The organism is Bifidobacterium sp. LH_558, assembly GCF_056356295.1.
This window is the reverse complement of the sequence record NZ_JBKETZ010000003.1, coordinates 209,927-234,357: the sequence shown is the minus strand read 5'-3', so window position 1 is coordinate 234,357 and position 24,431 is coordinate 209,927. Positions and strand designations below refer to the sequence as shown.

The following is a 24,431-nucleotide window of genomic DNA, read 5'->3' as shown; positions in this document are numbered from 1 at the left end:
AAGAACGAGAGGCATGCGGATATGACTGAATCGTTTTCGCAGAGGGTGTATGACGTGGTACGCCGCATTCCGGAAGGCAAGGTCGCCACATATGGACAAGTGGCGGCGCTCGCGGGCGCGCCGCGATCGGCGAGGTTCGTGGGATTCGCGTTGCATTCCAATCCTGATCCGGGCGTGACTCCATGCCATCGCGTGGTGTTCAGGGACGGCTCGCTTGCCCCGGGATTCGCGTTCGGAGGCCCCGATGTGCAACGGGAACTTCTGGAGAACGAAGGCGTCGTATTCGTTCCGCCAAGCAAGGATACCGGTGAGGCTGCCGGCGCAGATGGATGGCGTGTGGATCTCCGTCGTTGTCAGTGGGATGCCTGAAAACAACATTGCCCGTTAAGTGGATCGCATATTCTTGCCCGTTCGCCGATTCCGGGGGTGATGAAAAAAGTAAAGATACCCCCGGAATCGAGGCATGCTAGGGAGGCCAAGTCACTTCATGGTCTCAAGGAGCACGTGCACAAAGATGCCTGCGTGTCAGAGGGCGTAGGTGCGGTCCAGTAGGGTGTCGATTTCGGTGAATCGCTTGATTTTGGCGTCGGGATTCCAAATCGGGTGTCCTGCGGCGACGACCAGGTCCGGATGTTCCAGAACGCGCAGATCATCCAACGGATTGCCGTCCAACACCAGTAGATCGGCGGCGCGGCCGGTCGAAATCGAACCGGTGACGTCCTCCACGCCAAGAATCTCCGCATTCACCGCCGTCGCCGCATGCAGGGCCTCGGCGGCGGTGAATCCGCCACGTTTGACCATGAAATCCAACTCGCGCCATGTGGCGTATTGCGTGACGAACGTCATCGCCGCATCATTGCCCACGCCCACGCGCACGCCAGCCTCATGCGCCTGCTGGATGCCCGTCACCATGCCGGCGACCACGGTGCGCGTGTTCTCCAACTGGATATCCGTGATGCCGGACACCGACTGGTCGACGTCCAACAGCGGCAACGCCGCGCTCAACGTCGGAACCAACGCCGACCAGCCGCGCAAAGCGTTCGGATTATCCAAGAACAGCTCAATCAGCTCATCATCCAGCGCGGCACCATGTTCGATGGTGTCCACGCCGGCGAGCAGCGCGCGACGCACGCCCTCGGCGCTTTGCGCATGGGCTCCCACGATCACGCCCGCCTCATGCGCGGCATCGCAGATCGCGCGCATCTGCTCCATACTCATTTGCGGAGCGCCGGCTTCACCCAGTTCCTGCGCATCCGTCACTCCGCCGGTCGCCGCGATTTTGATCGCGTTCGCGCCATGCGCGATGTTCTCCAGCGTGTTCGCCCGCGCGGCATCCTCATGCTGGCAGATCAGTGCGATCAGTGGCGCGCCATGGCCTTCCGGAATCGCCAGCAGAGGGCCGGACGCCAACAGGCGCGGGCCGACGATCTCACCCGCTTCGATGCGGTCGCGCAAGGTCACGACCTCATAACCCACGTCACCCATCGTGCGCAGCGTCGTCACGCCGGAACGCAGATGCATCATCACGCTCGACTTGGCTTTCGCCGCGGTATACGGCCGCCCCAACGGCGAATGCGCGAACGTGGCCACTCGGCGCTGCCCCGACGGCGTGGTGAGTTTGGGATTGATCGGCTTGCCATCGGAGAACAGATGCGCGTGCGCGTTGATCAGCCCCGGCATCACCGTCTTGCCGGTCGCGTCGAGCATATGGTAGCCGGAGGGAATTGGCGTGGACAGGCTGGGGGAGACCTGCTCGATACGGCCGTTCTCGCCGACGATGATGGTCATGTCGTCGAGTGCGGTTCCTTCGGCGTCGCCGGTGACCAGCGTGGCGTGCGCGAGGGCGAACGGTTCGATGATGGTGGAAGGTTTTGCGCGCATATCAGGCTCCTTTGCGTACGGACAACTGTCCACCAGTGTAGTCGTGTTGCGGGGAGATCCCTCGACTCCGCTCGGGATGACGGAAAGAGCGGCTCGCGATGACGGAAAGATGACCTGGGATGACGGGGAAGGTGTTGCGTACAGTAGCGGGTATGAGGATTGTATTGCAACGAGTGAGCGCCGCGTCGGTGGATGTGGTGGATGAGGCGACCGGTGAGCGGGACGCGAGTTTCGAGCCGCAGAGCATCGGCGAGGGGTATATGCTGCTGGTCGGCGTGGGCGACGAGGACGGCGACGAGCATGTGGCGTGGCTGGCCCATAAAATCGCCAATCTGCGCGTGTTCGAAGACGAGAACGGCAAGATGAACCGTTCCATTCAGGATGTCGGCGGCGAAGTGCTGTCCATCTCGCAGTTCACGTTGTTCGGCGATGTGCGCAAAGGCAACCGTCCGAGTTTCGTCGCCGCGGGCAAGCCCGAGCACGCCGAGAAGGTGTGGCGGCAATTCGGCGACGCCCTGCGTGCCGAAGGTCTGACCGTGAAGGAAGGAAAATTCGGCGCGCATATGCGGGTGAGCCTCACCAACGACGGACCCGTGACCATCGTGATGGACACCGACCAGCTCATGCGCAAAGCGTGAACCACTCGGCATGGATGGTGGCGTCATCGCGATTCATCGTCGTTGGTTCGCGATGCCGACGGCATGCGTCGCATGATGCGGGCATCGCGACATCCTCGCGGAGGTGAGCATGCGTACGCTGGCCGCCGAAAAAGCGTGAAATCGCGCCTGCCGTCGCTTGAAGGCGGTAGGCTAGACACTGTTTGAAAACATAGAAGGAGAACCACGGTGAGCAATATGTTTGCAACCGCACCGGTCATGGCCGGCGACGAGGCGCCCGCGGGCCCCGCCGATCCGATCTTCAACCGTCTGCTGAAGGACCGCATCATCTGGATGGGCGAAGAGGTCAGGGACGATATGGCCAACCGTATCTGCGCCCAGCTGCTCATGCTGGCCGCCGAGGACCCGAAGAAAGACATCTGGCTGTACATCAACTCGCCCGGCGGCTCGATCACCGCGGGTATGGCCATCTACGACACCATGCAGCTCATCGAGCCCGATGTGGCGACCGTGGGCTTGGGCATGTGCGCTTCGATGGGCCAGTTCCTGCTGAGCTCCGGCACCAAGGGCAAGCGTTACCTGACCAGCCACGCCCGTGTGCTCATGCACCAGCCGTCCGGCGGCATCGGAGGCACCACCACCGACGTGCGCATCAACGCCGAACTCATCATGGATATGAAGAAGACGCTCGCCGAACTCACGGCCGAGCAGACCGGCCACACGGTGGAGGAGATCTACCGCGACAACGAATACGACCACTGGTTCACCGCGCAGGAGGCGTTGGACTACGGTTTCGTGGACCAGGTCATCACCACGCGCGACTCGATGAAGAAGGGGGAGTGACCCATGGCAAGTGAGGAAGCGAAGTTCGCCGCCCGTGCCGACCGTCTCGCCGGCCCCACCGGCGTCGTCGGATTCATGCCGTCCGCGCGCCGCGAGGCCGCGTTCGCGCCGCAGAACCGCTACGTGCTGCCGCAATTCGAGGAGAAGACCCCGTACGGCTTCAAGCGTCAGGATCCCTACACCCGTCTGTTCGAGGACCGCATCATCTTCATGGGCGTGCAGGTGGACGACACCTCCGCCGACGACATCATGGCCCAGCTGCTGGTGCTCGAATCGCAGGATCCGAACCGCGACGTGATGATGTACATCAACTCGCCCGGCGGATCCATGACCGCGATGACCGCGATCTACGACACCATGCAGTACATCAAGCCCGACGTGCAGACCGTCTGCCTCGGCCAGGCCGCCTCCGCCGCCGCGATTCTGCTCGCCGCCGGCACCAAGGGCAAGCGTCTGATGCTGCCGAACGCGCGCGTGCTCATCCACCAGCCGGCCATCGACCAGGGCTTCGGCAAGGCCACGGAGATCGAAATCCAGGCCAAGGAGATGCTGCGTATGCGCGAATGGCTGGAGAACACGCTGGCCAAGCACACCGGCCAGGATGTGGACCGCATCCGCAAGGACATCGAGGTCGACACCTTCCTGACCGCGCCGCAGGCCAAGGAATACGGCATCGTGGACGAGGTGCTCGAACACCGCCAGTGACCGCGCGTAACGCGCGTGCTATTGCGTGCTGATCACGTACTATTGCGTATCAGCCGTCTGCGAACTGCGCATGACCTTTACAAGCGATACCCCTGAACCCGCACGGGTCAGGGGTATCGTGTGTTCAGAGACATATCGTGACGAAGGAGATGGCCATGGGGCGTGTGGTGAGCTACAACGAGGATATTCCACGTTGCACCTTCTGCAGCAAAACCGAACGGCAGGTCAAGAAGCTCGTCGCCGGTCCCGGTGCCAACATCTGCGACGAATGCATCACGCTATGCGTCGACATCATCTCCGAGGAACGCCAGCAGGACGCGCAACTCAACGCGTTGAGCCTGCCGAAGCCCGCGCAGATCAACGATTATCTCAACCGGTATGTGGTCGGCCAACAATCCGCCAAACGCGCGCTGTCCGTGGCTGTGTACAACCACTACAAGCGCGTCAATATGGAATTGCGCGAATCGGCCGACGAATTGGACGATGATCGCAGCGGCGCGCAGGCCAAAGCGCGCGAACGCCAGCGCCGCATAGCCAGACGCGACGATCCCTTCGCCGATGTGGAGGTCGCCAAATCGAACATCCTTTTGATGGGGCCGACCGGCGTGGGCAAAACCTATCTCGCCCAGTCGCTCGCCCGCGTGATGAACGTGCCGTTCGTCATCACCGACGCCACCACACTCACCGAAGCCGGATATGTGGGCGACGATGTGGAAACCGTATTGCAGCGCCTTTTGCAGGCCGCAGACGGCGACGTGAACCGCGCCCAGCACGGCATCATCTATATCGATGAAATCGACAAAATCGCCCGCAAATCGGGGGAGAACACGTCCATCACGCGCGATGTGTCCGGCGAGGGCGTGCAGCAGGCGTTGCTGAAGATCCTCGAAGGCACCATCGCCTCCGTGCCACTGGAAGGCACGCGCAAACACCGCGAGCAGGAGACGGTGCAGATGGACACGCGCGGCATCCTGTTCATCTGTGGAGGCGCGTTCGTGGGGCTCGCCGACATCATTAAAACGCGCCTCGGACGGCGGGCCAGCGGTTTCGGCGCGACCTGGCATGACCACGAGGTCAAAGACGAGGAACTGCTGAGCCAGGTGAGCGCCGACGATCTGGCCGAGTTCGGCCTGCTGCCGGAATTCATCGGCCGACTGCCCGTCATCAGCGTGCTGGAGGAGCTGACCGCCGACGATTTGGCGCAGATTCTGACCCAGCCCGCCAACGCGCTGACCAAGCAGTATCGCAAACTGTTCGCGGTTGACGGAGTGGATCTGGCGTTCACCGACGAGGCCGTCCGCGCCATCGCCCAAACCGCCATAGCTCAAGGTACGGGCGCGCGCGGTCTGCGGTCCATCATCGAACGGACCCTGCAGGAGACGATGTTCCAACTGCCCAGCATGGAGGACGTGCGACAGGTGATCGTCGACGAAGCCTCCGTCAACGGCGGAGGAAGCCCGAAACTACTGCGCGAAGCCGTCGACGACCTACCCCGCAGACGCGTCGCCTGACAATGTGACACGCCGAGTTGCGATATGCCTCAGCATGTGTATCATTATTCGAGTTGCCTGAACGACTTCAAGTTCAGGCGGCATGCGCGAGTAGCCCAGCGGATTAGAGCAGCTGACTACGGATCAGCAGGTCGCAGGTTCGAATCCTGTCTCGCGCACATCCCGAACCACGGGGACAACAGTGGTATGCGCGAGTAGCCCAGCGGATTAGAGCAGCTGACTACGGATCAGCAGGTCGCAGGTTCGAATCCTGTCTCGCGCACCAGAGGAAACCCTTGGGAAACCAAGGGTTTTTCTGTTTGAATCCCATGACGATGATGTGAAAGGTGCGTCGCCTGATGAGCGTGTACGACTTCGATACCATTTTGGAACGCCACGGCTCCTCATCCGCCAAATGGCATCAGATCGTGGAGGAGATGGGCCACGGCAACGAGGACGTGGTGCCGCTGTCGGTGGCGGATATGGAGTTCAAGCCTGCGCCGCAGATTGTCGAAGCCATCGTCGAGGCGGCCACGCATGATGTGTTCGGCTATGATTACGCGACCGACGACTATTTCGCCGCCTTCACCGGCTGGATGGCCCGCCGCCACAACCTTGAAGTCGATCCGGCCACCGTGCGCCTGTCCGACGGCGTGATGCCCGCCATCAACGCCGCCCTGCGCGCCGTCACCCACCCCGGCGACAAGGTCATCATCCAACGCCCGGTCTACTATCCCTTCACCTTCGCCTGCGAACGCAACGGCCTGACCATTCTCGACAACGCGCTGCGCCTGAGTGACGAAGGCCGCTACGAGATGGACTTCAACGATCTCGAAGCCAAAGCCGCCGACCCACGCTGCACCGCGATTCTGCTGTGCAATCCGCACAATCCGGTCGGCCGCGTGTGGACCGCCGACGAACTGAAGCGCGTGGGCGACATCTGCCTGGAGCACGGCGTGACCGTGCTGTGCGACGACATCCACGCCGACTTCGCCCATCCGGGGCACCGAACCGTGCTGTTCTCGTCGCTTGGGGAGCGGTATGCGAACAACGTGTTCGAATTCACCGCGCCCACCAAAACCTTCAATCTGGCAGGCCTCTTGTGCTCGAACGCGATCATCCCGAATCCCGAGCTGCGTAAGCGCTTCGACGTGGCGGCCGAGAACATCGGCGGACTGACCGTCAGCCACTTCGGTCTGGTGGCTTGCCAGGCCGCCTACAACCATGCCGAATCATGGTTGGATGAGCTGATGGTCGTGCTGCAGCGCAACCTCGGCGTAATTCGCGACTTCGCGGCGCGCACCGAAGGCATCCGCCTGATTGAGCCCGAAGGCACGTATCTGGCATGGCTCGACTGCCGTGGACTCGGCTTCGAAACCCCCGAGGCGCAATGCGAGTTCCTACGCAACAAGGCCCGCGTGTTCCTTGACGAGGGTTCGATGTTCGGTCAGTGCGGCGACTATTTCGAGCGGGTGAATCTCGCCTGTCCCACCGCGCTGCTGGAGCAGGTGCTCGACCGGTGGAGCAAGGCCCTGTCCGAACGCTGAATCGCACGCTCCGTTTCGGTTCAGTGATGGCCGGTCGCGTGCTGCGTCGGCGTGTCGTTCCACCGGGTAAGCCCGGGGCGGAACGTCCCTACGCGGTCCGTACAATGGAACGGATTTAAGGAGCGGCGATGAGCGTGAACACCACCATGACAGGCACCCGGGGCGTGTGGGGAAGGATTCGGCACATTGCCGCCTCCGACCGCATATCCGGCCTGATTATGCTGGGATTCGCCCTCGCTGGCCTGGTGCTCGCCAACCTGCCGTGGACCGCGCACATATTCGAAACCGTTTCGGAGACGCAGCTGGCGATTCCGTACACGAATATCGCCCTGCCGCTCGGCCATTGGGCGCAGGACGGCCTGCTCACCATCTTCTTCCTGATGGTCGGATTGGATCTGAAGCAGGAGCTCACCACCGGCTCGCTGTCCAATCCCAAAGCCGCGGCCGTGCCCATGCTATGCGCCGTGGGAGGCATGCTGGTGCCGCCGATCCTGTTTTTGTCGGTGACGGCTCTGTATTCACGGTTCGCGCCGCCCGCTCCCGGCTTAGAGCAGATCGCCAACGGTTCCGTGTTCTCGTTCAGCGACATCGCGCAAGGCTGGGCGGTACCCACCGCCACGGATATCGCCTTCTCGCTCGCGGTGCTGGCATTGTTCGCCAAAGCGCTGCCGGGCTCGATCCGTGCGTTCCTGATGACGCTCGCCACGGTCGACGACCTGCTGGCCATCATCCTGATCGCCGTGTTCTTCTCGTCGCTCAACGCCTGGTACTGGTTCCTCGGCATAGCCGTATGCGCCGTCGTCTGGGCGCTGCTGGTACGTATGCGCCGCGTGCCATGGATCGCGGTCGGCTGCGTGGGCATCCTTGCATGGGTGATGATGTTCGAAGCGGGCGTGCACCCGACATTGGCCGGCGTGCTGGTCGGCCTGCTCACTCCGTCGCGTGAGATGCATGGAGAGACCAGTCCGCGCGCCGAACGCTACCACGACAAGCTGCAGCCGTTCTCGTCGCTGCTGGCCCTGCCGATTTTCGCCCTGTTCGCCACGGGCGTGCATTTCGACGCGCTCACCCCCGCGCTGATGATCTCGCCGGTGGTGGTGGGCATTATCGTGGCGCTGGTGGTCGGCAAACCGTTGGGCATTATGACCACCGCCTGGATCGCCACGCATATCGGCGGTCTGAAGATGCCGCGCGGCCTGCGCGTGCGTGACCTGCTGCCCGCCTCATGCGCCTGCGGCATCGGCTTCACCGTATCCTTCCTGATCGCCTCGCTGGCCTATACAGATGCGGAACTCTCCGCGGAGGCCCGGTTCGGCGTGCTGGTCGCCTCGCTGATCGCGGCCGCCATCTCCGGCGTGCTGCTACATCGCCAATCCCAGCGCTATGAGGCCGCGCAAGCCACGGATGCGGGGGAGCGAAGCTGTCAGACTCCGGCCGAACAGCTCACCACACTGTCGGATGGCACGCAAAGCGCGACCATCGAAGCGTTCACACCGGAACAGATGGCGCAGATCAAAGCGCGAAAACTACGGGAGACCATACGCCAAAGGAGGCATAATGAGCGAACATGAGAAGCAATCGCCGTTAGGCAACACCTATCATCGTGGTCCGGTGATCATGCGCGGCGACATGATTCCGCAGGAGAGCACCACCGCGAATCTGCTGCGCCCCGACCAGAACGCCGACTGGCTGCATATGGATCCGTGGCGCGTGCTGCGCATCCAATCCGAATTTGTGGACGGTTTCGGCGCATTGGCCGAACTCGGACCCGCGATATCGGTATTCGGCTCCGCGCGCGTGCGCGAACAGGATCCGGATTATCAGGCGGCGCAAACCATGGGACGGCTCATCGCCCAGCGAGGAATCGCCGTGATCACCGGCGGCGGCCCCGGCATCATGGAGGCGGCCAATCGCGGCGCTGCCATGGCCGGCGGACGGTCAGTGGGATTAGGCATCGAACTGCCGCACGAACAAGGCATCAACGAGTGGGTGAATCTCGGCATGAGTTTCCGCTACTTCTTCGTGCGCAAAACCATGTTCGTCAAATACTCGTCCGGCGTGATCGTCTGCCCGGGCGGATTCGGCACCTTGGACGAGATGTTCGAACTCCTCACGCTCGTACAGACGCACAAGGTCACCTCCATGCCGATTGTGCTGTTCGGACGCGACTATTGGCAAGGATTGTTGGATTGGCTGGCGGGGGAGGTCAGTGGACGGGGCATGATCGCGCCCGTCGATCCGCATCTCGTGACGGTCACCGACGATCCCGAAGAAGCGGTGGCCGTCGCCGCCAGCGGTCTCAGCTAGCGTTTGACGGCGATCACCGTGCCGGTGCCGTCGGGCGTGAGCGTCGAATCGAATTGCTCGTTGGCTTCCAGGGATTCGAGGAAAGCGCGCATCGCCACGGTTTTCTCGCTGCGGTTCGCGGCGTCGAGCACTCCGCCCTGCGCCAGCACATCGGTGAACACGATGGTGCCATGCTCGCTCAACAGCCGTGGCGCCTGGTCGAGCGTGGCCTGATAGTTGGCCGCGTCGCCCGCCACCACGATCAGATCGTAGTCGTTCGCGTTCAGACGCGGCAGGAACACGCTGACGTCGGCGTTCACCGCGCGCAACGAGGTCTGCGTCTCATCCTCCAATGTGTGGAAGATGTTGCGGATCATCGTGATGCCCTGCGCGGAGGAATCCACCGCGGTCAACTGGCCGCCGTCACGCAGGCCTTCCAACAGCGCGACCGTCTCCACCAGCGAGCAGGTGCCCACGGCGATCACGGACTGCGCGCCGGTCAACGAGACCATCAGCGACAGCAGTTCGGCCTGCGCCGCGGACGTCTGCGGCACTCCGTTCTGCTCCGCGGCGGCGCGAACCTCGATAAGCGTCTGGCTTTGGCGGGCGAAGGCGCGATCCTCGGCGAACTCCCACGCTTTGGCATGATTCGTATGCTGCATTCTATCCATAAATCCTCACTCTACCGTCTCATTCAGGCGGCGGGTAGCGCGTCGAGCGCAATATGCCACCGCCGATACCAGGTGTCTTGCAACAGGCGAGGCTAGCGTTCGCGCACCTTGGCCACGATCTGCCACATCTCCTCGCCCACATCGATGCCGCGCGGGCATTGGCGCGTGCAGGCGCGCACCGACTGGCATGCGGACACGCCGTCGGCGGTGTCGATGGCCTCCAGACGTTCGGCGGTCTGCCCGTCGCGCGAATCGTTGACGAAACGGCTGGCCCAGATCAGCGCGGCCGGGCCGATGAACGCGTCGCCGCCGGCATACACCGGGCACAAGCCCTCGCATACGCCGCATGCGATGCAATTGGTCAGCATCTCATACTGCGCCAACTGTTCGGGATGCTGCAGATATTCGAACACGTCGACCTTGCCCTCGCTGGTGGTGGCGAGCACGCCATCCGCCTGCAGATAAGGCTTGAGCTTACGGATCTGATTGAGCATCGGATCGATGTCGGCGATCAGATCGCGCTGCACGGGGAAGCCGGGCAATGCGGCAAGTTCGATCACGCCCAGACTGCCATCGGCATCGGCGACGGCAGCGCCCGCAGGCGTGCTGCCTGAATCGGCCGCGGCATCGCCGGTCGCGCGGAAGCCCTCGTCGTCGACGGCCGGATTGGCGCCGGCGGGCTTCGCCCAATCCTTCACCATAGCGGTGCACAGCAGATTCGGGGTGCCGTTGATCGCCACCGCATCCGAACCGCACATGCCATGCCCGCAGGAATAGCGGAAGGCGAGCGTCGGATCCATGGTTCGTTTGATGGTCAGCAGCAGATCGAGCACGCTGTCTTCCGCGCTGGCGGCGACCACATACTCCTGCACCCACTGCTTGCCGCGCGGGCGACGGCGTGCGGACGCGGCGTCGGATCCACCGAACGGCGAGCTTTTCTTCGCGAACGGGCTGCCGCCGCGCGCACGGTCGCGCTCACGCTCGGCACGCGGGGTGAAACGATGGATCTGCAAAGTCACAGTGGTGTTGGTCATGCGTTCCTCCTCTTTAGTATTCGCGCTTCTGCGGCGGCATATCCACGATACGCACCGGTTGCCAGACGACCGTGCCGTCGGCGTCGGTCATGGAATGCGCGAGGAAGCGTTCGTCGTCACGTTCGGGGAAATCGGTGCGCTTCAACGAGCCACGCGACTCGTGCCGCGCGTCGGAGGCGACGAGCACCGCCCCGGCCAAAGCGATGAGATGGCGGATTTCCCAGATGGCGGTGATCTCCTGATTGAACGCGGCGGTCTGCTCGTGGGCGGTCAATGCTTCGGCGCGGGGAGTGAGATCGTCGCGCAGCACGGCCATCGCTTCGTCCAGACTGGCGGCATCGCAGCGCACGGCCGCGGCACGCTCCATCACGGAACCCAACTCGGCCATCAGCGTGTACGGATTATCGTCACGTGGGGTTGCCTCATCCGCGGATTCAGGCGCGCCGGCGAGCAGCGCGCGCAGCTGCGCCTCCCGGGCGGATTCGACGGCGTCAACGGCCTGTTCCAGCACAGTATCGGCATCGGGATCGGCCATCGGGCCATCCACCGGATCGTCGGCGATGCGCTTGGCCAGCGAAGAGCCGGCGCGCGTGCCGAACAGGCAGGCGTCGAGCAGAGAGTTGCCGCCCAAACGGTTCGCGCCATGCACGGACACGCAGGAGCATTCACCCGCGGCGAACAGGCCGGCGACGGGTTGACGCGCGCCATCGACCCACTGGTAGACCTCGCCCTCCGTGGTGACGGGGATGCCGCCCATCGTGTAATGCGCAGTCGGCTTGATCGGCACCCAATCCTTGGCGGGGTCGAGGTTCGCATACTGTTTGACCGTCTCCACCACCTGCGGCAGCACGGCGAGCATATGCGCTTCGTCGACGCCGGTTAGATCCAGCCAGACGCAATCCTTCGGACCATCCGGATCCTTGGGATCGGCCACGCCGCGGCCGGCGTCGATCTCGGCCATAATGGAACGGCTTACCACATCACGGGCCGCAAGATCCTTATGCTCCGGCGCGTACCGGGCCATGAAGGCCTCGCCGTCCGCATTGCGCAGGATGCCGCCTTCGGCGCGCGACGCCTCGGAAAGCAGAATACCGGTATGCGCCAGGCCGGTGGGGTGGAACTGCACGAATTCCGCATCCTCCAACTGCAGGCCAGCGGCCAAGGCCAACGCCATGCCATCGCCGGTCAGATCCCACGAATTCGACGTGGTGTGGAACAGACGGCCGGCACCTCCCGTGGCCAACAGCACGTTATGCGCGCGCACGGCATGCGTTTTGCCCGCATGCGTGTCATAGGCGACCACGCCGGCCACACGCGACTTGTCGTCGGTGAGCGCCAGATCGGTCACATACCATTCCTCGGCGAACTCAACGCCGGCCGCGACGCACTGCTGCCACAAAGTGTGCAGAATCTGATGACCCACACGGTCGGCCGCATACGCGGCGCGCTTCACCGGCTCTCCGCCGAAATCCTTGGTGTGGCCGCCGAAACGACGCTGCGCGATACGGCCCTCGTCGGTGCGCGAGAACGCCACGCCCTGGCGTTCCAGATTGATCACGGTTTGCGGGGCGTATTGGGCGAGCAGCTGCGCCGCATCCTGATCGACCAGCCAATCGCCGCCCTTGACGGTGTCGTAATAATGCCAATGCCAATCATCGGCGTCCACATTGCCCAGGGACGCGGCGATGCCGCCTTCGGCCGAACCGGTATGCGAACGCAACGGCTGGAGTTTGGATATCACCAGCACCTTCGGATCGAGACCCTGCGCGCGCAGATCCTCCATTTCGGGGGAGTTCAGCAACCCCAGCGCCGCCGACAGTCCGGCCGCTCCGGCACCGACGATCACCGCATCATACATATCTTCCAACTGCTTCGGACTCATACCCTCGATTGTCCCACAAGGGCAGACCTACGGTGTCGCGACAACCGTGCGGATGTTGTCGTATTACGACGGGGCCTCACCGGTGGCAGTGGCGATGCCGCCGTCCAAATCGATGACGCCCAGAAGCTCCAGTTCGCCCAAAGTCTCCATCACTTTGGCGATGGGATAGCCGTCGTCGTTCCGCTCGCGGCGCAGAACGCTGAGCAGCGCGTCCGGCGTGGGGTAGAGGTGCTTGGCCCGGCAGTCGGCGATCAGCGACATCATGTGTTGCTGCGTTGCAGTCAGTGAGTCGGCGGGGTTGTCTTGCGAAGCCTCTGACTCGCAATTCGATGGGTGGTGACTTGCGTCGTCGGCGGCGGTCGTCGGATGTGCGGTCGCGGCCGCTTGCCTTTGACTGTGGTCGCGTTCGTTTGCGGCTGCACGTAGGTCCGGTATGGGCGATGATGCCGTCAGCGGTTTCGATGTCGGTCGTTCCGTCGGATCCGTCGGTGAGGCTTGCGATGGCACCGCCGGAGGGATGTTCGGTTGGGGTTGTGTGGCGTCACCTCCGGGCCAGGCGGGCCGGTGCGCTGCATGGCAGATATCCTCGATCGAGGTGGCGGCGCACAGCAGCATCGCCTTGTTCTGGCTGATGATCGCGTTGCAGCCCGCGTTGGCGGGGGAGTTGATATCTCCAGGCGCGGCATACACCTCACGTTCCAATTCCGCCGCCCATCCGGCCGTGTTCAACGCGCCCGACCGCAGACGCGCCTGGGCGACCACCAGTGTGGAACTCAACGCCGCGATGATGCGGTTACGCAACAGAAACCGACGCGCCTCGGGAATCGTTCCCGGGCACAACTCGCTGATCAGCGCGCCATGATTCGCCTCGATGGCTTCGAACAGCTGCTTGTTGCGTAACGGCCCCATATGATGCAGACCTCCGGCGAACACGGCCACGGTGCTCCCCGCATGGTTTCGAGGCAGATTCTCCGCTGCACGCAACGCGCCCCAATGGGCGGCCGCGTCCACGCCCATCGCCCCTCCGGACACCACCGTATGCCCGGCCGCGGCCGCCTGTTCAGCGACGGTATGCGCCACATACCGCCCGTAGTCGCTGATGTCACGCGAGCCGACGATGCCAATCGGTTTCGGACAACTGACCAGCGCGTCTGGATTCCCTTTGCCCCACAGGCATAGCGGAGGCGCCCAATCCGAACGGATCGATAGATCCATCAGCTGTTCTGGCCAGCATCGGTGGTGCGGGGCGATGATCCATTGCGTGCCCTCGGCGGTGAACCATTCGCCGAGCGTGGTCACCTGCGCCGAGGGCATCTCGCCCATGCGCGCATGCCAACGCGCCAGCGAGGAGTGGAAGGCGTTCATCGCCTGCGGGGTGACGGAACGCCCCCAGCGGGCGATGCCGGTGGCGAAGGTCCGGTCGAGTTCGCCCAATGCGTTTTTCGCGCCACCTTCGCCACGGTTAGGTGCGGTTTCTGCCAATAGGCACCACAGCTCCTCGGCGCTGGGGCTTCCTTTGAGCAGGGCGACCATGAACGCGTCCGCGCCGTCGAGCAGGAAGGTGAGCGCCGCGCGATACAAGGTCTCCGCATCTGGTTCGGGGATGGAGGCCATGCGTGCGGGAATCGGTGGGGAGGATATGTCGTTCATGTCAGAACTCCCGGGTTTTCATGGCGATGGCCTGGCTCATCATATCGGCGTCGGGACTGGTCGCTCCCGCGAGGTCGGCCAGCGTCCATGCCAGGCGCATCGCGCGGTCCGCGCCGCGCAGCGTCAGCCGCTGCGTCGACAAAGCCCGATTCACCAGGGTCATCGCATGTTGGGAGGTGTTGCGATGCAACCATGAGCCGGATGCCTGCGCGTTGCAGCTCCAGCCGCTGTGTTGGAATCGTTCCGCGGCGGCCTGCCGTGCCTGCGTGACGCGGGCGCGGATCGTCTCGCTCGCCTCTCCGGTGGCGGCGTTGGCGCTTGCGATGCGGGAGACCGGCAACACTTGGATTTGAATATCGATGCGGTCGAGAATAGGTCCGGACAGGCGCGCGAAATAGCGGATGCGGTCCTTCTCCCGGCAGGTGCACAATTCGCCGTTGCCGAAGGAATAGCCGCAAGGGCAGGGATTGCTGGCCATCACCAGTTGGAAGCGGGCCGGATAATAGGTGGTGCCTTTCGCGCGGGACAACGCCACATACCCCGATTCCAACGGTTCGCGCAAGGTTTGCAGCGTGCGGGCGGAGAACTCCGGCGCCTCGTCCATGAACAGCACGCCGCGATGCGCGCGCGTGATCGCGCCCGGCGTGGCCAAACCAGCGCCTCCGCCCACCAACGCCGCCGTCGACGAGGTATGGTGCGGCGCTTCGAACGGCGGCACGTCGCTGATGCCGTATTGGGGGAGCGTGCCGCACAGCGAGCGGATCGACGCCACCTCAAGCTGCTCCGCCTCGTTCAGCGGGCACATGATGCCGGGCAGACGCGAGGCGAGCATGGTTTTGCCGGTGCCGGGCGGGCCGGTCATCAGCATATGATGTCCGCCGGCGGCCGCGACCTCAAGGGCTCGTTTGGCGTTCTCCTGGCCAAGCACCTCGCGCATATCTCCCGTTTTGACGGCGGATTGCATGGCGACGTCGGCCGCGGACGAGTCGCTTGCGAGCGGCGGTTCGTCGGGCAGCGTATATTTGGCGTCGCCTCCCATCAGTTCGATGAGTTCACCCACATGGCGCACGGTGAGCACCTGCAGTCCATCGACCATTTCGGCTTCGTCGCGGTTGGCGTACGGCACGATGACATTGCGGATATCGCGTTCCCGTGCACGCAGCAGAATCGGCAGCAATCCTTGGATGGGCAGCACGGAGCCGTCCAGATTCACCTCGCCCAACACGATGGTGTCAGCCAGACAATCGGGCGGAATCGCGCCCGCCGCGGACAGGACGCTGGCCGCGATCGCCAGATCATGTGAGGAACCACGTTTGGGTAGGCTCGCCGGACTCATATTCACCGTGACCCGTACCGACGGCCAGGTGAATCCGGTCGCCTGACAGGCGGATTTCACCCGTTCGCGAGCCTCCGACAGCGAAGCGTCGGGCAGGCCGATGATGGAGAAATACGGCAGGCCGGGACTGACGAAGGCCTGCAATTGGATGATGAACGCCTTCAATCCAATCAAACCGACCGACAGCGTGCTTCCGATGGACATCCTCCCCACCTCCTTTCGATGTCGGCGCGACGGCCATGTGGGCCGCGTGTGCGCTAGAACGCGTTGGTGATGTGGTTGATCACGGGTCGTTGCCCGCGGGGAACGAGGGTGATGACGTCAAAACGCACGCCGCGATGCGCGATGCGATGCGCCGGCTCCATCAGCCATTCGACGGCGGCATGGCGCAGATGCTGCTGCTTGTCGTGCGTGATCGCCTCCTGCGGCAGCCCGTAGTGCAGGGAACGTCGGGTTTTGACCTCGACGAAGGCGATGACACGGCGCGGATCCATCGCCACGATGTCAAGCTCGCCATAACGCGTCTGCCAATTGCGGTCGAGTATCGACCACTCATGCGAACGCAACCATGCGGCGGCGTAATCCTCGCCGGCCGCGCCGAACTGTTTGGCGGTGAGCCGGCGGTCGCACAACCGCATGGCGAGATCCGTCAGTGTGTTCCTACCCTCGTCGGGCGGTTCCATAAGGGGTTGCGGTGCCGCCGATTGCGTCGGGGAAATCGCCGGAAGCCGCGCGGGCGAACATGTTGGCGAACATGTCGGCGAAAGTGTTGGTGAAAGTGCTGTGGTAGTCATGATTCCACTGTCGACGACGCTCAGGGTTCCGCACAAGCGGAACTGGAGAATGTGAATCCAGCGATAGGAATTGGCGTGTTGTGGATTCAAGGTGGATAACTTTTGGGATTTCCACCGATTTCGCGGCCATGTGGATAACCGCTTGCGGCAACAAAAATGGCCGTTCCGAAGAACGGCCATCAGAAGAAACGAATGGGCCGCGAAAGCCACGGCCCGAAATGCTACTTGACCAATCCGGTCAGCTCGCCCAGATTGAGTTCGAAGCTCACGCCGCGCTCCTCGAAACGCGGCTGGTTGCGGGTGCTTTCCATCGCATGACGCACGAATTCGCCGGCGATCTTCGCGGACTCTCCCAGCGGACGCCCGGCCATCACCGCGCCGCACAGAGCCGAAGCGAACGCGTCGCCGGTGCCGTGGATCATGTACGGCAGCTTCTCATGCACGAGCTCGACCTTCGCCTGTGCGCCAGTCGTGGCCGAAGCCACGAAATTGCGCAGCGTGCCGTCGCCACGATCGATGCCCTTCAACACCACGTTCTTCGCGCCCAAAGCCAGCAGCGCGCCCAGCCAATCCTCGGCCTCGGCATCGGTGAGGTTCTGACCCGGATACTCACGGCCGGTCAGAATGCTCGCCTCGGTCAGATTCGGCATCAGCACGTCCGCTCCATCGGCCAGCGCGCCCATCGCCTGGCACAGTTCCTCGGTGTAGGTGGGGTACATTTTGCCGCCGTCGCCCATCACCGGATCGACCAGACGCAGCGCGCCGGGATACTCGCGGTAGAGACGCTGGATCAGCGCCACCTGCTCGGCGGATCCGAGGAAGCCCGAATAGACGCCATCGAGCTCCACATTCTCCTTGCGCCACGCATCGAGATAGCCGTCGAGGATCTCGGTGGTGTCGTGGAAGGTGTAGTCGGCGTACATCGTATGCGCGGAGAACAGGGCGGTGGGCACCGGGCACACGTCGCAGCCCGCGGCCGAAAGAATCGGAATCGCAGCGGTCAGCGAGCACTTGCCGTAGCCGCACATATCGTGCACGGCGGCCACGCGCGGAATGTAAAGCGGGTCGCGGTCGAACAGGGTGACGTCGGTCATGGAAGCCTCCAAACGAACAATGGAACGGTACTGCTGGTATCGACTGTAACGGGATGCGGGACAGGATCGCGGGGCATGTCCGCAATCCGACAGGAACCGTCGAGGCGAAACAGCCCGTCGCGTGGCGGCGGCGGGGCCGAGCAAGCGATCGTGCCGGCGTGTCGCCACAGGTGGCGGCGTGGTTTCCGTGTGGTTGAGCGGCATGGAATCCCAATGATTCCAACGAGTTAGAGAAGGCCATAAGCAACGGCGATAGCGTTCGGCTTGCGCCGCGCTCAGCCACGCAGGTAGCTTCTTAACCATCGCCTCGCCAACCGCTCCACGGCGGACGGCGATGGGCAGAAACGAACCACACAAATCCTCACCACATGGAAGGGAACATCATCATGGCTGAGAAGAACGCGAACTACCGTTTCGAAACCCTGCAGCTGCACGTCGGCCAGGAGCAGGCCGACCCGGCGACCGACGCGCGCGCCGTGCCGATCTACCAGACCACCAGCTATGTCTTCCACAACTTCGACCACGCCGAGGCCCGCTTCGGTCTGGCCGACGCCGGCAACATCTACGGCCGCCTGACCAACTCCACCCAGGGCGTGTTCGAGGACCGCATCGCCGCCCTCGAAGGCGGCACCGCCGGCCTGGCCGTCGCGTCGGGCGCCGCGGCCGTCGAATACGCGGTGCGCAACATCACCCAGTCCGGCGACCACATCGTCTCCGCCAAGAACATCTACGGCGGCACCTACAACCTGCTGCGCCACACGCTGCGCCGCGACGGCATCACCACCACCTTCGTGGACACCGACAATCCGGCCGAGTTTGAGAACGCCATCCAGGAGAACACCAAGCTCGTCTACTTCGAGACCTTCGGCAACCCGAACGCCGACCTGCCCGACTTCGAGGCCATCACCGAAATCGCGCACAAGCACAACCTGCCGGTGATCGTCGACAACACCTTCGCCACCCCGTACCTGTTCCGCCCGCTGGAGCACGGCGCGGACATCGTGGTGGAATCCGCCACCAAGTTCATCGGCGGCCACGGCACCACCTTGGGCGGCGTGATCGTCGAAGGCGGCAAGTTCGACTGGGCGGCAGTGCCGGGCAAGTTCCCGACGCTGACCGAGCCGGATCCCTCCTACCATGGCCTGAACTTCTACGAGGCGCTGGGCGGGGCTGCGTTCGTGACCCGCGTGCGCGCCATCCTGCTGCGCGACACCGGCGCCACCCTGAGCCCGTTCTCCGCGTTCCTGCTGCTGCAGGGCGTCGAAACGCTCTCCCTGCGCGTCGAACGCCACGTCGAGAACGCCCTGAAGGTCGTCGAGTACCTGCAGACCGTGCCTGAGGTCGAATCCGTCTCGCACCCCTCGATCGAAGGCCGTAAGGACCATGAGCTGTATAAGAAGTACTTCCCGAACGGCGGCGGCTCGATCTTCACCTTCGACATCAAGGGCGGCAAGGACGCGGCGCGCGTGTTCATCGACAACCTGCACCTGTTCTCCCTGCTGGCCAACGTGGCCGACGCGAAGAGCCTCGTGATCCACCCGGCCTCCACCACGCACTCGCAGGAGACGCTCGAGGAGCTCGAGGACCAGGGCATCCACCAGGGCACCATCCGCCTGTCCATCGGCACCGAGAACATCGAGGACATCCTCGACGATCTCAAGGGAGCGTTCGCCGCACTGCGCGAATCCGGCCTGTCCAAGTAACACAACACGTTCATGACGGGCGTCATCCAGGGGGAGGCGCTCGACATGAATCCGAAAGTGGCGGCGATGGGACGTGAAGGGCGTCCCGCGCCGTCGTCCACCACAAAACGAAAAAACACTTACCCCACAAGGGCCTCGCACCGAGTCATGCGGCGCGAGGCCCTTCGCGTTCCGTCTGCCCAACGCAACGGGCGGACTCGTCCTCAAGGATGAGGCGGGACCGTGCGCATTTCCACCCGGCGCACGATGGGACGCGCGGGCGTTGATTCGTACCTTGGAAGTATCACCCGGCACAAGGTCCGGGCCCAGACAAGAAACAAGAATCAACGAATAGGGGAGAACATGACAACGGAGAGAAAACTGGCCTATCCCACGGCCATCGAGGCGATCGACCTCGTCAAGGACTACGGGCGCGGCGAGAACGTCGTGCATGCCCTGCGCGGTGTGAACGTGCGCTTCGAAAAAGGGCGCTTCACCGCCATCATGGGCCCCTCCGGTTCCGGCAAATCCACACTGATGCACACGCTCGCCGGGCTTGACTCCGCCACCGACGGCCACATCATGTTCAACGGCGGCGACATCACCGCCATGACCGACAACCAGCTCACCCTGCTGCGCCGCAAGAAGATCGGCTTCATCTTCCAAAGCTTCAACCTGCTGCCCATGTTCACCGCCGAGCAGAACATCCTCATGCCGATCACACTCGCCGGAGACAAGCCCGACCGCGCCTGGTTCCGCCAACTGGTGCGCACGCTCGGCCTCGAACAGCGACTGAACCATCGCCCGAACGAACTATCCGGCGGCCAACAGCAGCGCGTCGCCATCGCCCGCGCGCTGATCTCCAAGCCGGCGCTTGTATTCGCCGACGAACCGACCGGCAACCTCGACTCCGTCTCCAGCGCCGAAGTGCTGGGATTCCTGAAGAAATCCGTCAAAGAACTCGACCAGACGATCATCATGGTCACACATGACGCGGTCGCCGCCTCATACGCGGACCGGGCCATCGTGTTCGCCGACGGACGCATCGTGGCCGACGAAGCCAATCCGACCGCCGAAGTGATGAACGAACTGCTCATGGCCGAACGTGAGCGCGCCGCCCGCCAGGCCGCCGCCGAAGCCGACGTCGTTCCCGCGGCCTCCGGCCCGCGCCACCGCCGCTAATCCAAGGAAAAGAAGCATTATGTTTTCCATTACTTTGAAACTTATGAAGAAAAGCGCGAGGATGCTCATCCCCGCGGGCATCGCGATCCTCATCGGCACCGCGTTCATCGCGGCGACGTTCCTATTCGGCAACGCGATGGACTCCTCGCTGCGCACCCAACTGACCGCGCAGCTCGGCGGCGCGAACTATTTCGCCACCCCCAAAAACGAGTTGAACGAAACCGAAACGGAGTCGCTGTACTCCATGACGGTGGCCGACCTGCAACTCGACCGCATCCGTGCCATCGACGGCGTGAACGACGCGCGCGCGGACATCGCCGTCAGCACACAGGCGAACCACGGCTCCAAACACGCCTCCATCCTCACGGTCAGCACCGCCAAAGAGGCCGAAATCCTACCGGTCGACATCACGGAGGGCAGCCAGCCCATCGACAACAACGAAATCGCACTGCCGCAGTCCGTGGCCGAACAACTCGGCGTGCGCATCGGCGACACCATCACCATCGGCGACGGGCAACAGACCCAATCCACCGAACTTGACGTGCGCGTGGTGGGCCTGACCGACGACCCCAACGGCGCGTTCTCCTACTACGGCGGCGCGGCCGTGGCCTCGGACAACGTGATCGCCGACATATGGGGATGCGACGATTTCTCCCAAATCACCGCCACCATGCTGATGCTCGACCTTGACGAAACGAAAGCCGACGCCGCGCTCGCCGACATCGCCAAACTGCTGCCCTCGGCGCTGACCGTCGAATCCCGCCAGACGTACTCCGACCGTGCCATGGAAACCATGACCGGTAACGGCACCGACATCACCACCATGTTCCTGCTCGGTTTCGGCGTGCTCGCCATGCTCGTCGCCGCATTGGTCATCGCCAACACCTTCCAGGTGCTTGTGGCCCAACGCCGCCGCACGCTCGCCCTCCTGCGCACCATCGGCGCGAAGAAGGGCCAGCTATACGCCTCCGTGCTGTTCGAAGCCGGCGTGCTGGGATTCGTCGCCTCACTGCTGGGCATCGCGCTCGGTATCGGATTGATGGCGCTGCTATGCCATTCCAGCGCGATGAACATCATGTTCGGCACGAACGCCGAACTGGTGATCACCTGGCCCGTGTTCGCGGTGCCCATGGCATTCGGCATCATCATGACCATTCTCGCCTCGCTCGGCTCCGCCCGCACCGCCACTTCCGTCACCCCATTGGAGGCGTTGCGTCCGATCGAACTGACCGACACGCGCCGCTCCAGCATCGCGCGCGCCCTGCTCGGCGGACTGATGGTGGCCGCAGGCGCCGCCATGACCGTGGGTGCATTGTGGCAGATGCATGGACTGTTGGCCTCGTCAAGCGAGATGAACGACGGGTACACGCCGGTTCTGCTGCTCGCCATCGCCGGCTGCGCGCTGGTGTTCGTCGGCATGGTGGTCACTGCGATCTTCTGGCTACCGCTGCTCATCAAAGCCTTCGGCGCGCTCGTCTCGCTCGCTGGCCCCTCGGCCAAGGTCGCGCATGCGAACATCCAGAAGAATCCGCGCCGCGTCGCCGCCACCGGTGCTGCGTTGCTGATCGGTGTGACGCTCGTCTCCACCATCGTCACCGGTGCGGCCAGCGGCAAGCAGACCATGGACGAGGCGCTTTCCACCCGCTATTCGACCGACGTGGTGGCCCTCGGCGACATCAGCGACAAGACGCGCGACTCCATCGCCGACATCGAAGGCGTGGCGAACGTCGTCTACGCGCCCACCTCCACCGCGATCGTGACGGATGCGAACGGCCATGAAACCTCCGTGCTGCTCGTCGGCGTCGAAGACAAAACGCAGGTCGCGAGCGTGGTGCGCGCCGACCTGACCGACGCCGCCATCGACGAACATACGGTACTTATGCCCGAGTATTCCGTGGCCGGTGCCCACCTCGTCTTCGACGGCGGCCAGCGCATCGAACTGACCGACGAGGAAGACTCGCCGACCGGAAACACGCTGGACTTGAACATCACGCAAAGCGACTACCGACGCATCTCCAGCATGTACGGCGCGGTCGCCTTCGTCAGCGACGCCCTGTTCGATGACGGCACCATCGCCGCACGCGGACACATGACGCTGATGCGCATCGAAGAGGGGGACCGCTCCCTCAACGACATCTTCACCGAACTGCAGAACGTTCTGGCCGACGAGTCGGGCGTGAGCCTGACCGGACCCGTCGCCGAACGCACGCAATGGAACGGCATCATCGACTCGATGATGGCCATGCTCGTCGGACTGCTCGCCGTGGCCGTGCTCATCGCCCTGATCGGCGTGGCCAACACGTTGAGCCTGTCGGTGATCGAACGCACCCGCGAATCCGCGACCCTGCGCGCCATCGGCATGACGCGCGGCCAGCTGAGGCGTTCGCTCGCCGTCGAAGCGCTGCTCATCTCGGTGGTCTCCGGCGCGGCCGGCATCGCGTTGGGCACTCTGTTCGGCTGGGCCGGATCCTACATGGTGTTCAGTGTGGTCGGCGAAACCGTATTCCCCTTCGACTGGGCCACCAACGGCATCGTGTTGCTGATCGCCGCCATCGCCGCACTCCTCGCCAGCGTCTTCCCCGCCCGCCGAGCCGTCAAAACGCCTCCCGTTGAAGCTCTGGCTGAAGCCTGAGCTTCAACATGAGGCCTTCGCGGCAAGCCGCTCACTTCGCCTACGGAGAGTCCACTGGACTCTCCGCTTGACGGCTCAGCCCGTTGAAGCTCTAGCCGAAGCCTAAAGTCCCGCGTGCGCCGTACGGCGCACGTGACATACAAGAAGTGCCCGCTCATCATCACGATGGGCGGGCACTGTCCATTTCAGAAAGGCAGTCGCGGAGCTAGACGAGGTGGTTGTCGTAGGCGAAGACGACGGCTTGGACGCGGTCGCGGGCGTTGATTTTGGCGAGGATGTGCGCCACATGGGTTTTGACGGTGGGTAGGGAGATGAACAGTTTGTCGGCGATCTCCTGATTGCTCAGTCCGTGCGCGATTTCGATAAGCACCTCGCGCTCGCGGTCGGTCAGGTCGTCGAGTTCGGGATCGGTGTAGTAGCCGGATGCCGCCTCGCCGGCACCGGCCGTGCCAGGATTTGTCATCCCATACGCCTGCGCCGCACCGGCTCCGTCGGCGGTCGCGTTATGTGCGCCGGCATAGCCGTCTTGCATCATCTTCTCGATGAGACGCTTGGTGGCTGACGGGGCGATGATCGCATTGCCGTTGAACACCGTGCGAATCGACCCCAGCAAGGTCTCCGGTTCCGTGTCTTTGAGCAGGAATCCCGAAGCTCCCGCATTGATCGCGGCCATCACATACTCGTCCAAATCGAAAGTCGTCAGGATAATCACGCGCGTCTGGCGAGCGGCGTCATCGCTTGGTATCGCAGGTCCGGCCATACTCGCCATCGAGGATGCGGCGGAACCGCCCGTGGCGGCCCCCAGCGCGGTGATGCGTCGCGTGGCCTCCAAACCATCCATGCCGGGCATACGCACATCCATCAGCACCACATCGGGGCGCATCTGTTCGGCCAACGCCACCGCCTCAGCACCATCACGCGCCTGCCCGACCACCACCATATCGCTTTGCGAACCAATCACCATCGCGAAACCGGCACGCACCAGCTCCTGATCATCGGCGATCACCACGCGAATCCGCTGTTCTTCACTCATAGTCTCACCTTATCGAATCGGCCGGCGGCGCACTGGCGGAACATACCCTGATTTTTCCCTGAGATGGTGATG

Annotated in this window: 20 protein-coding genes and 2 tRNA genes; 13 read left to right on the top strand and 9 right to left on the bottom strand. The window is 63.6% G+C overall.

The annotated features are described in order from the left end of the window. The first annotated feature begins 21 nt into the window (after positions 1 to 21). Positions 22 to 369: an MGMT family protein gene (locus AC1AV0_RS05845; protein ID WP_476572032.1), complete on the top strand. Its 348-nt coding sequence runs from the start codon at positions 22 to 24 to the stop codon at positions 367 to 369. Positions 370 to 525: 156 nt separating this feature from the next. On the opposite strand, the gene AC1AV0_RS05840 is transcribed toward AC1AV0_RS05845, so the two are convergent. Then, the gene (locus AC1AV0_RS05840; protein ID WP_476572030.1) at positions 526 to 1,881 is read right to left on the bottom strand and encodes a metal-dependent hydrolase family protein; all 1,356 of its coding nucleotides are present in this window, start codon (positions 1,879 to 1,881) and stop codon (positions 526 to 528) included. Positions 1,882 to 2,033: 152 nt separating this feature from the next. On the opposite strand from AC1AV0_RS05840, the gene dtd reads away from it, so the two are divergent. The 9 genes from dtd to AC1AV0_RS05795 all read left to right on the top strand — a co-directional run bounded on the left by dtd (position 2,034) and on the right by AC1AV0_RS05795 (position 9,390). Then, positions 2,034 to 2,519 carry a D-aminoacyl-tRNA deacylase gene (gene dtd / locus AC1AV0_RS05835; RefSeq protein ID WP_476572028.1) on the top strand — a complete coding sequence of 162 codons (486 nt, stop codon included), beginning with the start codon at positions 2,034 to 2,036 and terminating at the stop codon, positions 2,517 to 2,519. Between the two features lie 207 nt (positions 2,520 to 2,726). Next, complete coding sequence (locus AC1AV0_RS05830; protein WP_476572026.1) at positions 2,727 to 3,341, top strand: ATP-dependent Clp protease proteolytic subunit; 615 nt, start codon at positions 2,727 to 2,729, stop codon at positions 3,339 to 3,341. Between the two features lie 3 nt (positions 3,342 to 3,344). Next, a complete protein-coding gene (locus AC1AV0_RS05825) occupies positions 3,345 to 4,046 on the top strand; it encodes an ATP-dependent Clp protease proteolytic subunit (RefSeq protein ID WP_476572024.1) in 702 nt (233 codons plus the stop codon). Positions 4,047 to 4,201: 155 nt separating this feature from the next. Further along, positions 4,202 to 5,557, top strand: coding sequence for an ATP-dependent Clp protease ATP-binding subunit ClpX (gene clpX, locus AC1AV0_RS05820; protein ID WP_476572022.1), 1,356 nt, complete (start codon positions 4,202 to 4,204; stop codon positions 5,555 to 5,557). Positions 5,558 to 5,641: 84 nt separating this feature from the next. Beyond that, a tRNA-Arg gene (locus tag AC1AV0_RS05815) sits at positions 5,642 to 5,715 on the top strand. A 30-nt stretch (positions 5,716 to 5,745) separates the two neighbouring features. Then, positions 5,746 to 5,822: transfer RNA gene (locus AC1AV0_RS05810), tRNA-Arg, on the top strand. Positions 5,823 to 5,901: 79 nt separating this feature from the next. Then, positions 5,902 to 7,083: a MalY/PatB family protein gene (locus AC1AV0_RS05805; RefSeq protein WP_476572227.1), complete on the top strand. Its 1,182-nt coding sequence runs from the start codon at positions 5,902 to 5,904 to the stop codon at positions 7,081 to 7,083. Positions 7,084 to 7,229: 146 nt separating this feature from the next. After that, positions 7,230 to 8,654: a Na+/H+ antiporter NhaA gene (locus tag AC1AV0_RS05800; protein ID WP_476572225.1), complete on the top strand. Its 1,425-nt coding sequence runs from the start codon at positions 7,230 to 7,232 to the stop codon at positions 8,652 to 8,654. After that, positions 8,641 to 9,390 (top strand): LOG family protein, encoded by a 750-nt coding sequence (locus tag AC1AV0_RS05795; protein ID WP_476572020.1) that lies wholly within the window; start codon positions 8,641 to 8,643, stop codon positions 9,388 to 9,390. The genes AC1AV0_RS05800 and AC1AV0_RS05795 overlap by 14 nt, the downstream gene beginning before the upstream one ends. Here the strand turns inward: AC1AV0_RS05795 and AC1AV0_RS05790 are convergent. The 7 genes from AC1AV0_RS05790 to AC1AV0_RS05760 form a co-directional block, all read right to left on the bottom strand. Further along, positions 9,387 to 10,040 carry an O-methyltransferase gene (locus AC1AV0_RS05790; protein ID WP_476572017.1) on the bottom strand — a complete coding sequence of 218 codons (654 nt, stop codon included), beginning with the start codon at positions 10,038 to 10,040 and terminating at the stop codon, positions 9,387 to 9,389. The genes AC1AV0_RS05795 and AC1AV0_RS05790 overlap by 4 nt on opposite strands. Positions 10,041 to 10,132: 92 nt before the next feature. Then, positions 10,133 to 11,074, bottom strand: coding sequence for a succinate dehydrogenase/fumarate reductase iron-sulfur subunit (locus AC1AV0_RS05785; protein ID WP_476572015.1), 942 nt, complete (start codon positions 11,072 to 11,074; stop codon positions 10,133 to 10,135). A gap of 13 nt (positions 11,075 to 11,087) precedes the next feature. Continuing rightward, positions 11,088 to 12,956, bottom strand: a complete 1,869-nt coding sequence (locus AC1AV0_RS05780; RefSeq protein ID WP_476572012.1) for an FAD-dependent oxidoreductase — start codon at positions 12,954 to 12,956, stop codon at positions 11,088 to 11,090. A gap of 63 nt (positions 12,957 to 13,019) precedes the next feature. Continuing rightward, a complete protein-coding gene (locus tag AC1AV0_RS05775) occupies positions 13,020 to 14,606 on the bottom strand; it encodes a DNA-processing protein DprA (protein ID WP_476572008.1) in 1,587 nt (528 codons plus the stop codon). A 1-nt stretch (position 14,607) separates the two neighbouring features. Further along, positions 14,608 to 16,146, bottom strand: coding sequence for a YifB family Mg chelatase-like AAA ATPase (locus AC1AV0_RS05770; RefSeq protein ID WP_476572005.1), 1,539 nt, complete (start codon positions 16,144 to 16,146; stop codon positions 14,608 to 14,610). A gap of 53 nt (positions 16,147 to 16,199) precedes the next feature. Then, a complete protein-coding gene (locus AC1AV0_RS05765) occupies positions 16,200 to 16,625 on the bottom strand; it encodes a YraN family protein (protein WP_476572002.1) in 426 nt (141 codons plus the stop codon). A gap of 332 nt (positions 16,626 to 16,957) precedes the next feature. Next, the gene (locus AC1AV0_RS05760) at positions 16,958 to 17,830 is read right to left on the bottom strand and encodes a pyridoxamine kinase (protein ID WP_476571998.1); all 873 of its coding nucleotides are present in this window, start codon (positions 17,828 to 17,830) and stop codon (positions 16,958 to 16,960) included. 386 nt (positions 17,831 to 18,216) lie between these two features. Here AC1AV0_RS05760 and AC1AV0_RS05755 point away from each other — a divergent pair, with 386 nt between their 5' ends. The 3 genes from AC1AV0_RS05755 to AC1AV0_RS05745 all read left to right on the top strand — a co-directional run bounded on the left by AC1AV0_RS05755 (position 18,217) and on the right by AC1AV0_RS05745 (position 23,326). Continuing rightward, positions 18,217 to 19,533: an O-acetylhomoserine aminocarboxypropyltransferase/cysteine synthase family protein gene (locus tag AC1AV0_RS05755; RefSeq protein WP_476571995.1), complete on the top strand. Its 1,317-nt coding sequence runs from the start codon at positions 18,217 to 18,219 to the stop codon at positions 19,531 to 19,533. A gap of 342 nt (positions 19,534 to 19,875) precedes the next feature. Then, positions 19,876 to 20,694: an ABC transporter ATP-binding protein gene (locus AC1AV0_RS05750; RefSeq protein WP_476571993.1), complete on the top strand. Its 819-nt coding sequence runs from the start codon at positions 19,876 to 19,878 to the stop codon at positions 20,692 to 20,694. A 19-nt stretch (positions 20,695 to 20,713) separates the two neighbouring features. Beyond that, positions 20,714 to 23,326: an ABC transporter permease gene (locus tag AC1AV0_RS05745; RefSeq protein WP_476571990.1), complete on the top strand. Its 2,613-nt coding sequence runs from the start codon at positions 20,714 to 20,716 to the stop codon at positions 23,324 to 23,326. A gap of 205 nt (positions 23,327 to 23,531) precedes the next feature. Here the strand turns inward: AC1AV0_RS05745 and AC1AV0_RS05740 are convergent, their stop codons facing one another. Next, the gene (locus AC1AV0_RS05740; protein WP_476571988.1) at positions 23,532 to 24,359 is read right to left on the bottom strand and encodes a response regulator; all 828 of its coding nucleotides are present in this window, start codon (positions 24,357 to 24,359) and stop codon (positions 23,532 to 23,534) included. Positions 24,360 to 24,431 lie beyond the last annotated feature (72 nt).

What these genes read in the sequence shown, in the direction of transcription:
- clpX (WP_476572022.1), top strand. Translation starts at nt 4,202, where the DNA reads ATGGGGCGTGTGGTGAGCTACAACGAGGATATTCCACGTTGCACCTTC.
- AC1AV0_RS05800 (WP_476572225.1), top strand. Translation starts at nt 7,230, where the DNA reads ATGACAGGCACCCGGGGCGTGTGGGGAAGGATTCGGCACATTGCCGCC.
- AC1AV0_RS05840 (WP_476572030.1), bottom strand. Translation starts at nt 1,881, where the DNA reads ATGCGCGCAAAACCTTCCACCATCATCGAACCGTTCGCCCTCGCGCAC.
- AC1AV0_RS05845 (WP_476572032.1), top strand. Translation starts at nt 22, where the DNA reads ATGACTGAATCGTTTTCGCAGAGGGTGTATGACGTGGTACGCCGCATT.
- AC1AV0_RS05785 (WP_476572015.1), bottom strand. Translation starts at nt 11,074, where the DNA reads ATGACCAACACCACTGTGACTTTGCAGATCCATCGTTTCACCCCGCGT.
- AC1AV0_RS05795 (WP_476572020.1), top strand. Translation starts at nt 8,641, where the DNA reads ATGAGCGAACATGAGAAGCAATCGCCGTTAGGCAACACCTATCATCGT.
- dtd (WP_476572028.1), top strand. Translation starts at nt 2,034, where the DNA reads ATGAGGATTGTATTGCAACGAGTGAGCGCCGCGTCGGTGGATGTGGTG.
- AC1AV0_RS05775 (WP_476572008.1), bottom strand. Translation starts at nt 14,606, where the DNA reads ATGAACGACATATCCTCCCCACCGATTCCCGCACGCATGGCCTCCATC.
- AC1AV0_RS05780 (WP_476572012.1), bottom strand. Translation starts at nt 12,956, where the DNA reads ATGAGTCCGAAGCAGTTGGAAGATATGTATGATGCGGTGATCGTCGGT.
- AC1AV0_RS05760 (WP_476571998.1), bottom strand. Translation starts at nt 17,830, where the DNA reads ATGACCGACGTCACCCTGTTCGACCGCGACCCGCTTTACATTCCGCGC.
- AC1AV0_RS05825 (WP_476572024.1), top strand. Translation starts at nt 3,345, where the DNA reads ATGGCAAGTGAGGAAGCGAAGTTCGCCGCCCGTGCCGACCGTCTCGCC.
- AC1AV0_RS05790 (WP_476572017.1), bottom strand. Translation starts at nt 10,040, where the DNA reads ATGGATAGAATGCAGCATACGAATCATGCCAAAGCGTGGGAGTTCGCC.
- AC1AV0_RS05770 (WP_476572005.1), bottom strand. Translation starts at nt 16,146, where the DNA reads ATGTCCATCGGAAGCACGCTGTCGGTCGGTTTGATTGGATTGAAGGCG.
- AC1AV0_RS05755 (WP_476571995.1), top strand. Translation starts at nt 18,217, where the DNA reads ATGGCTGAGAAGAACGCGAACTACCGTTTCGAAACCCTGCAGCTGCAC.
- AC1AV0_RS05745 (WP_476571990.1), top strand. Translation starts at nt 20,714, where the DNA reads ATGTTTTCCATTACTTTGAAACTTATGAAGAAAAGCGCGAGGATGCTC.
- AC1AV0_RS05765 (WP_476572002.1), bottom strand. Translation starts at nt 16,625, where the DNA reads ATGGAACCGCCCGACGAGGGTAGGAACACACTGACGGATCTCGCCATG.
- AC1AV0_RS05750 (WP_476571993.1), top strand. Translation starts at nt 19,876, where the DNA reads ATGACAACGGAGAGAAAACTGGCCTATCCCACGGCCATCGAGGCGATC.
- AC1AV0_RS05740 (WP_476571988.1), bottom strand. Translation starts at nt 24,359, where the DNA reads ATGAGTGAAGAACAGCGGATTCGCGTGGTGATCGCCGATGATCAGGAG.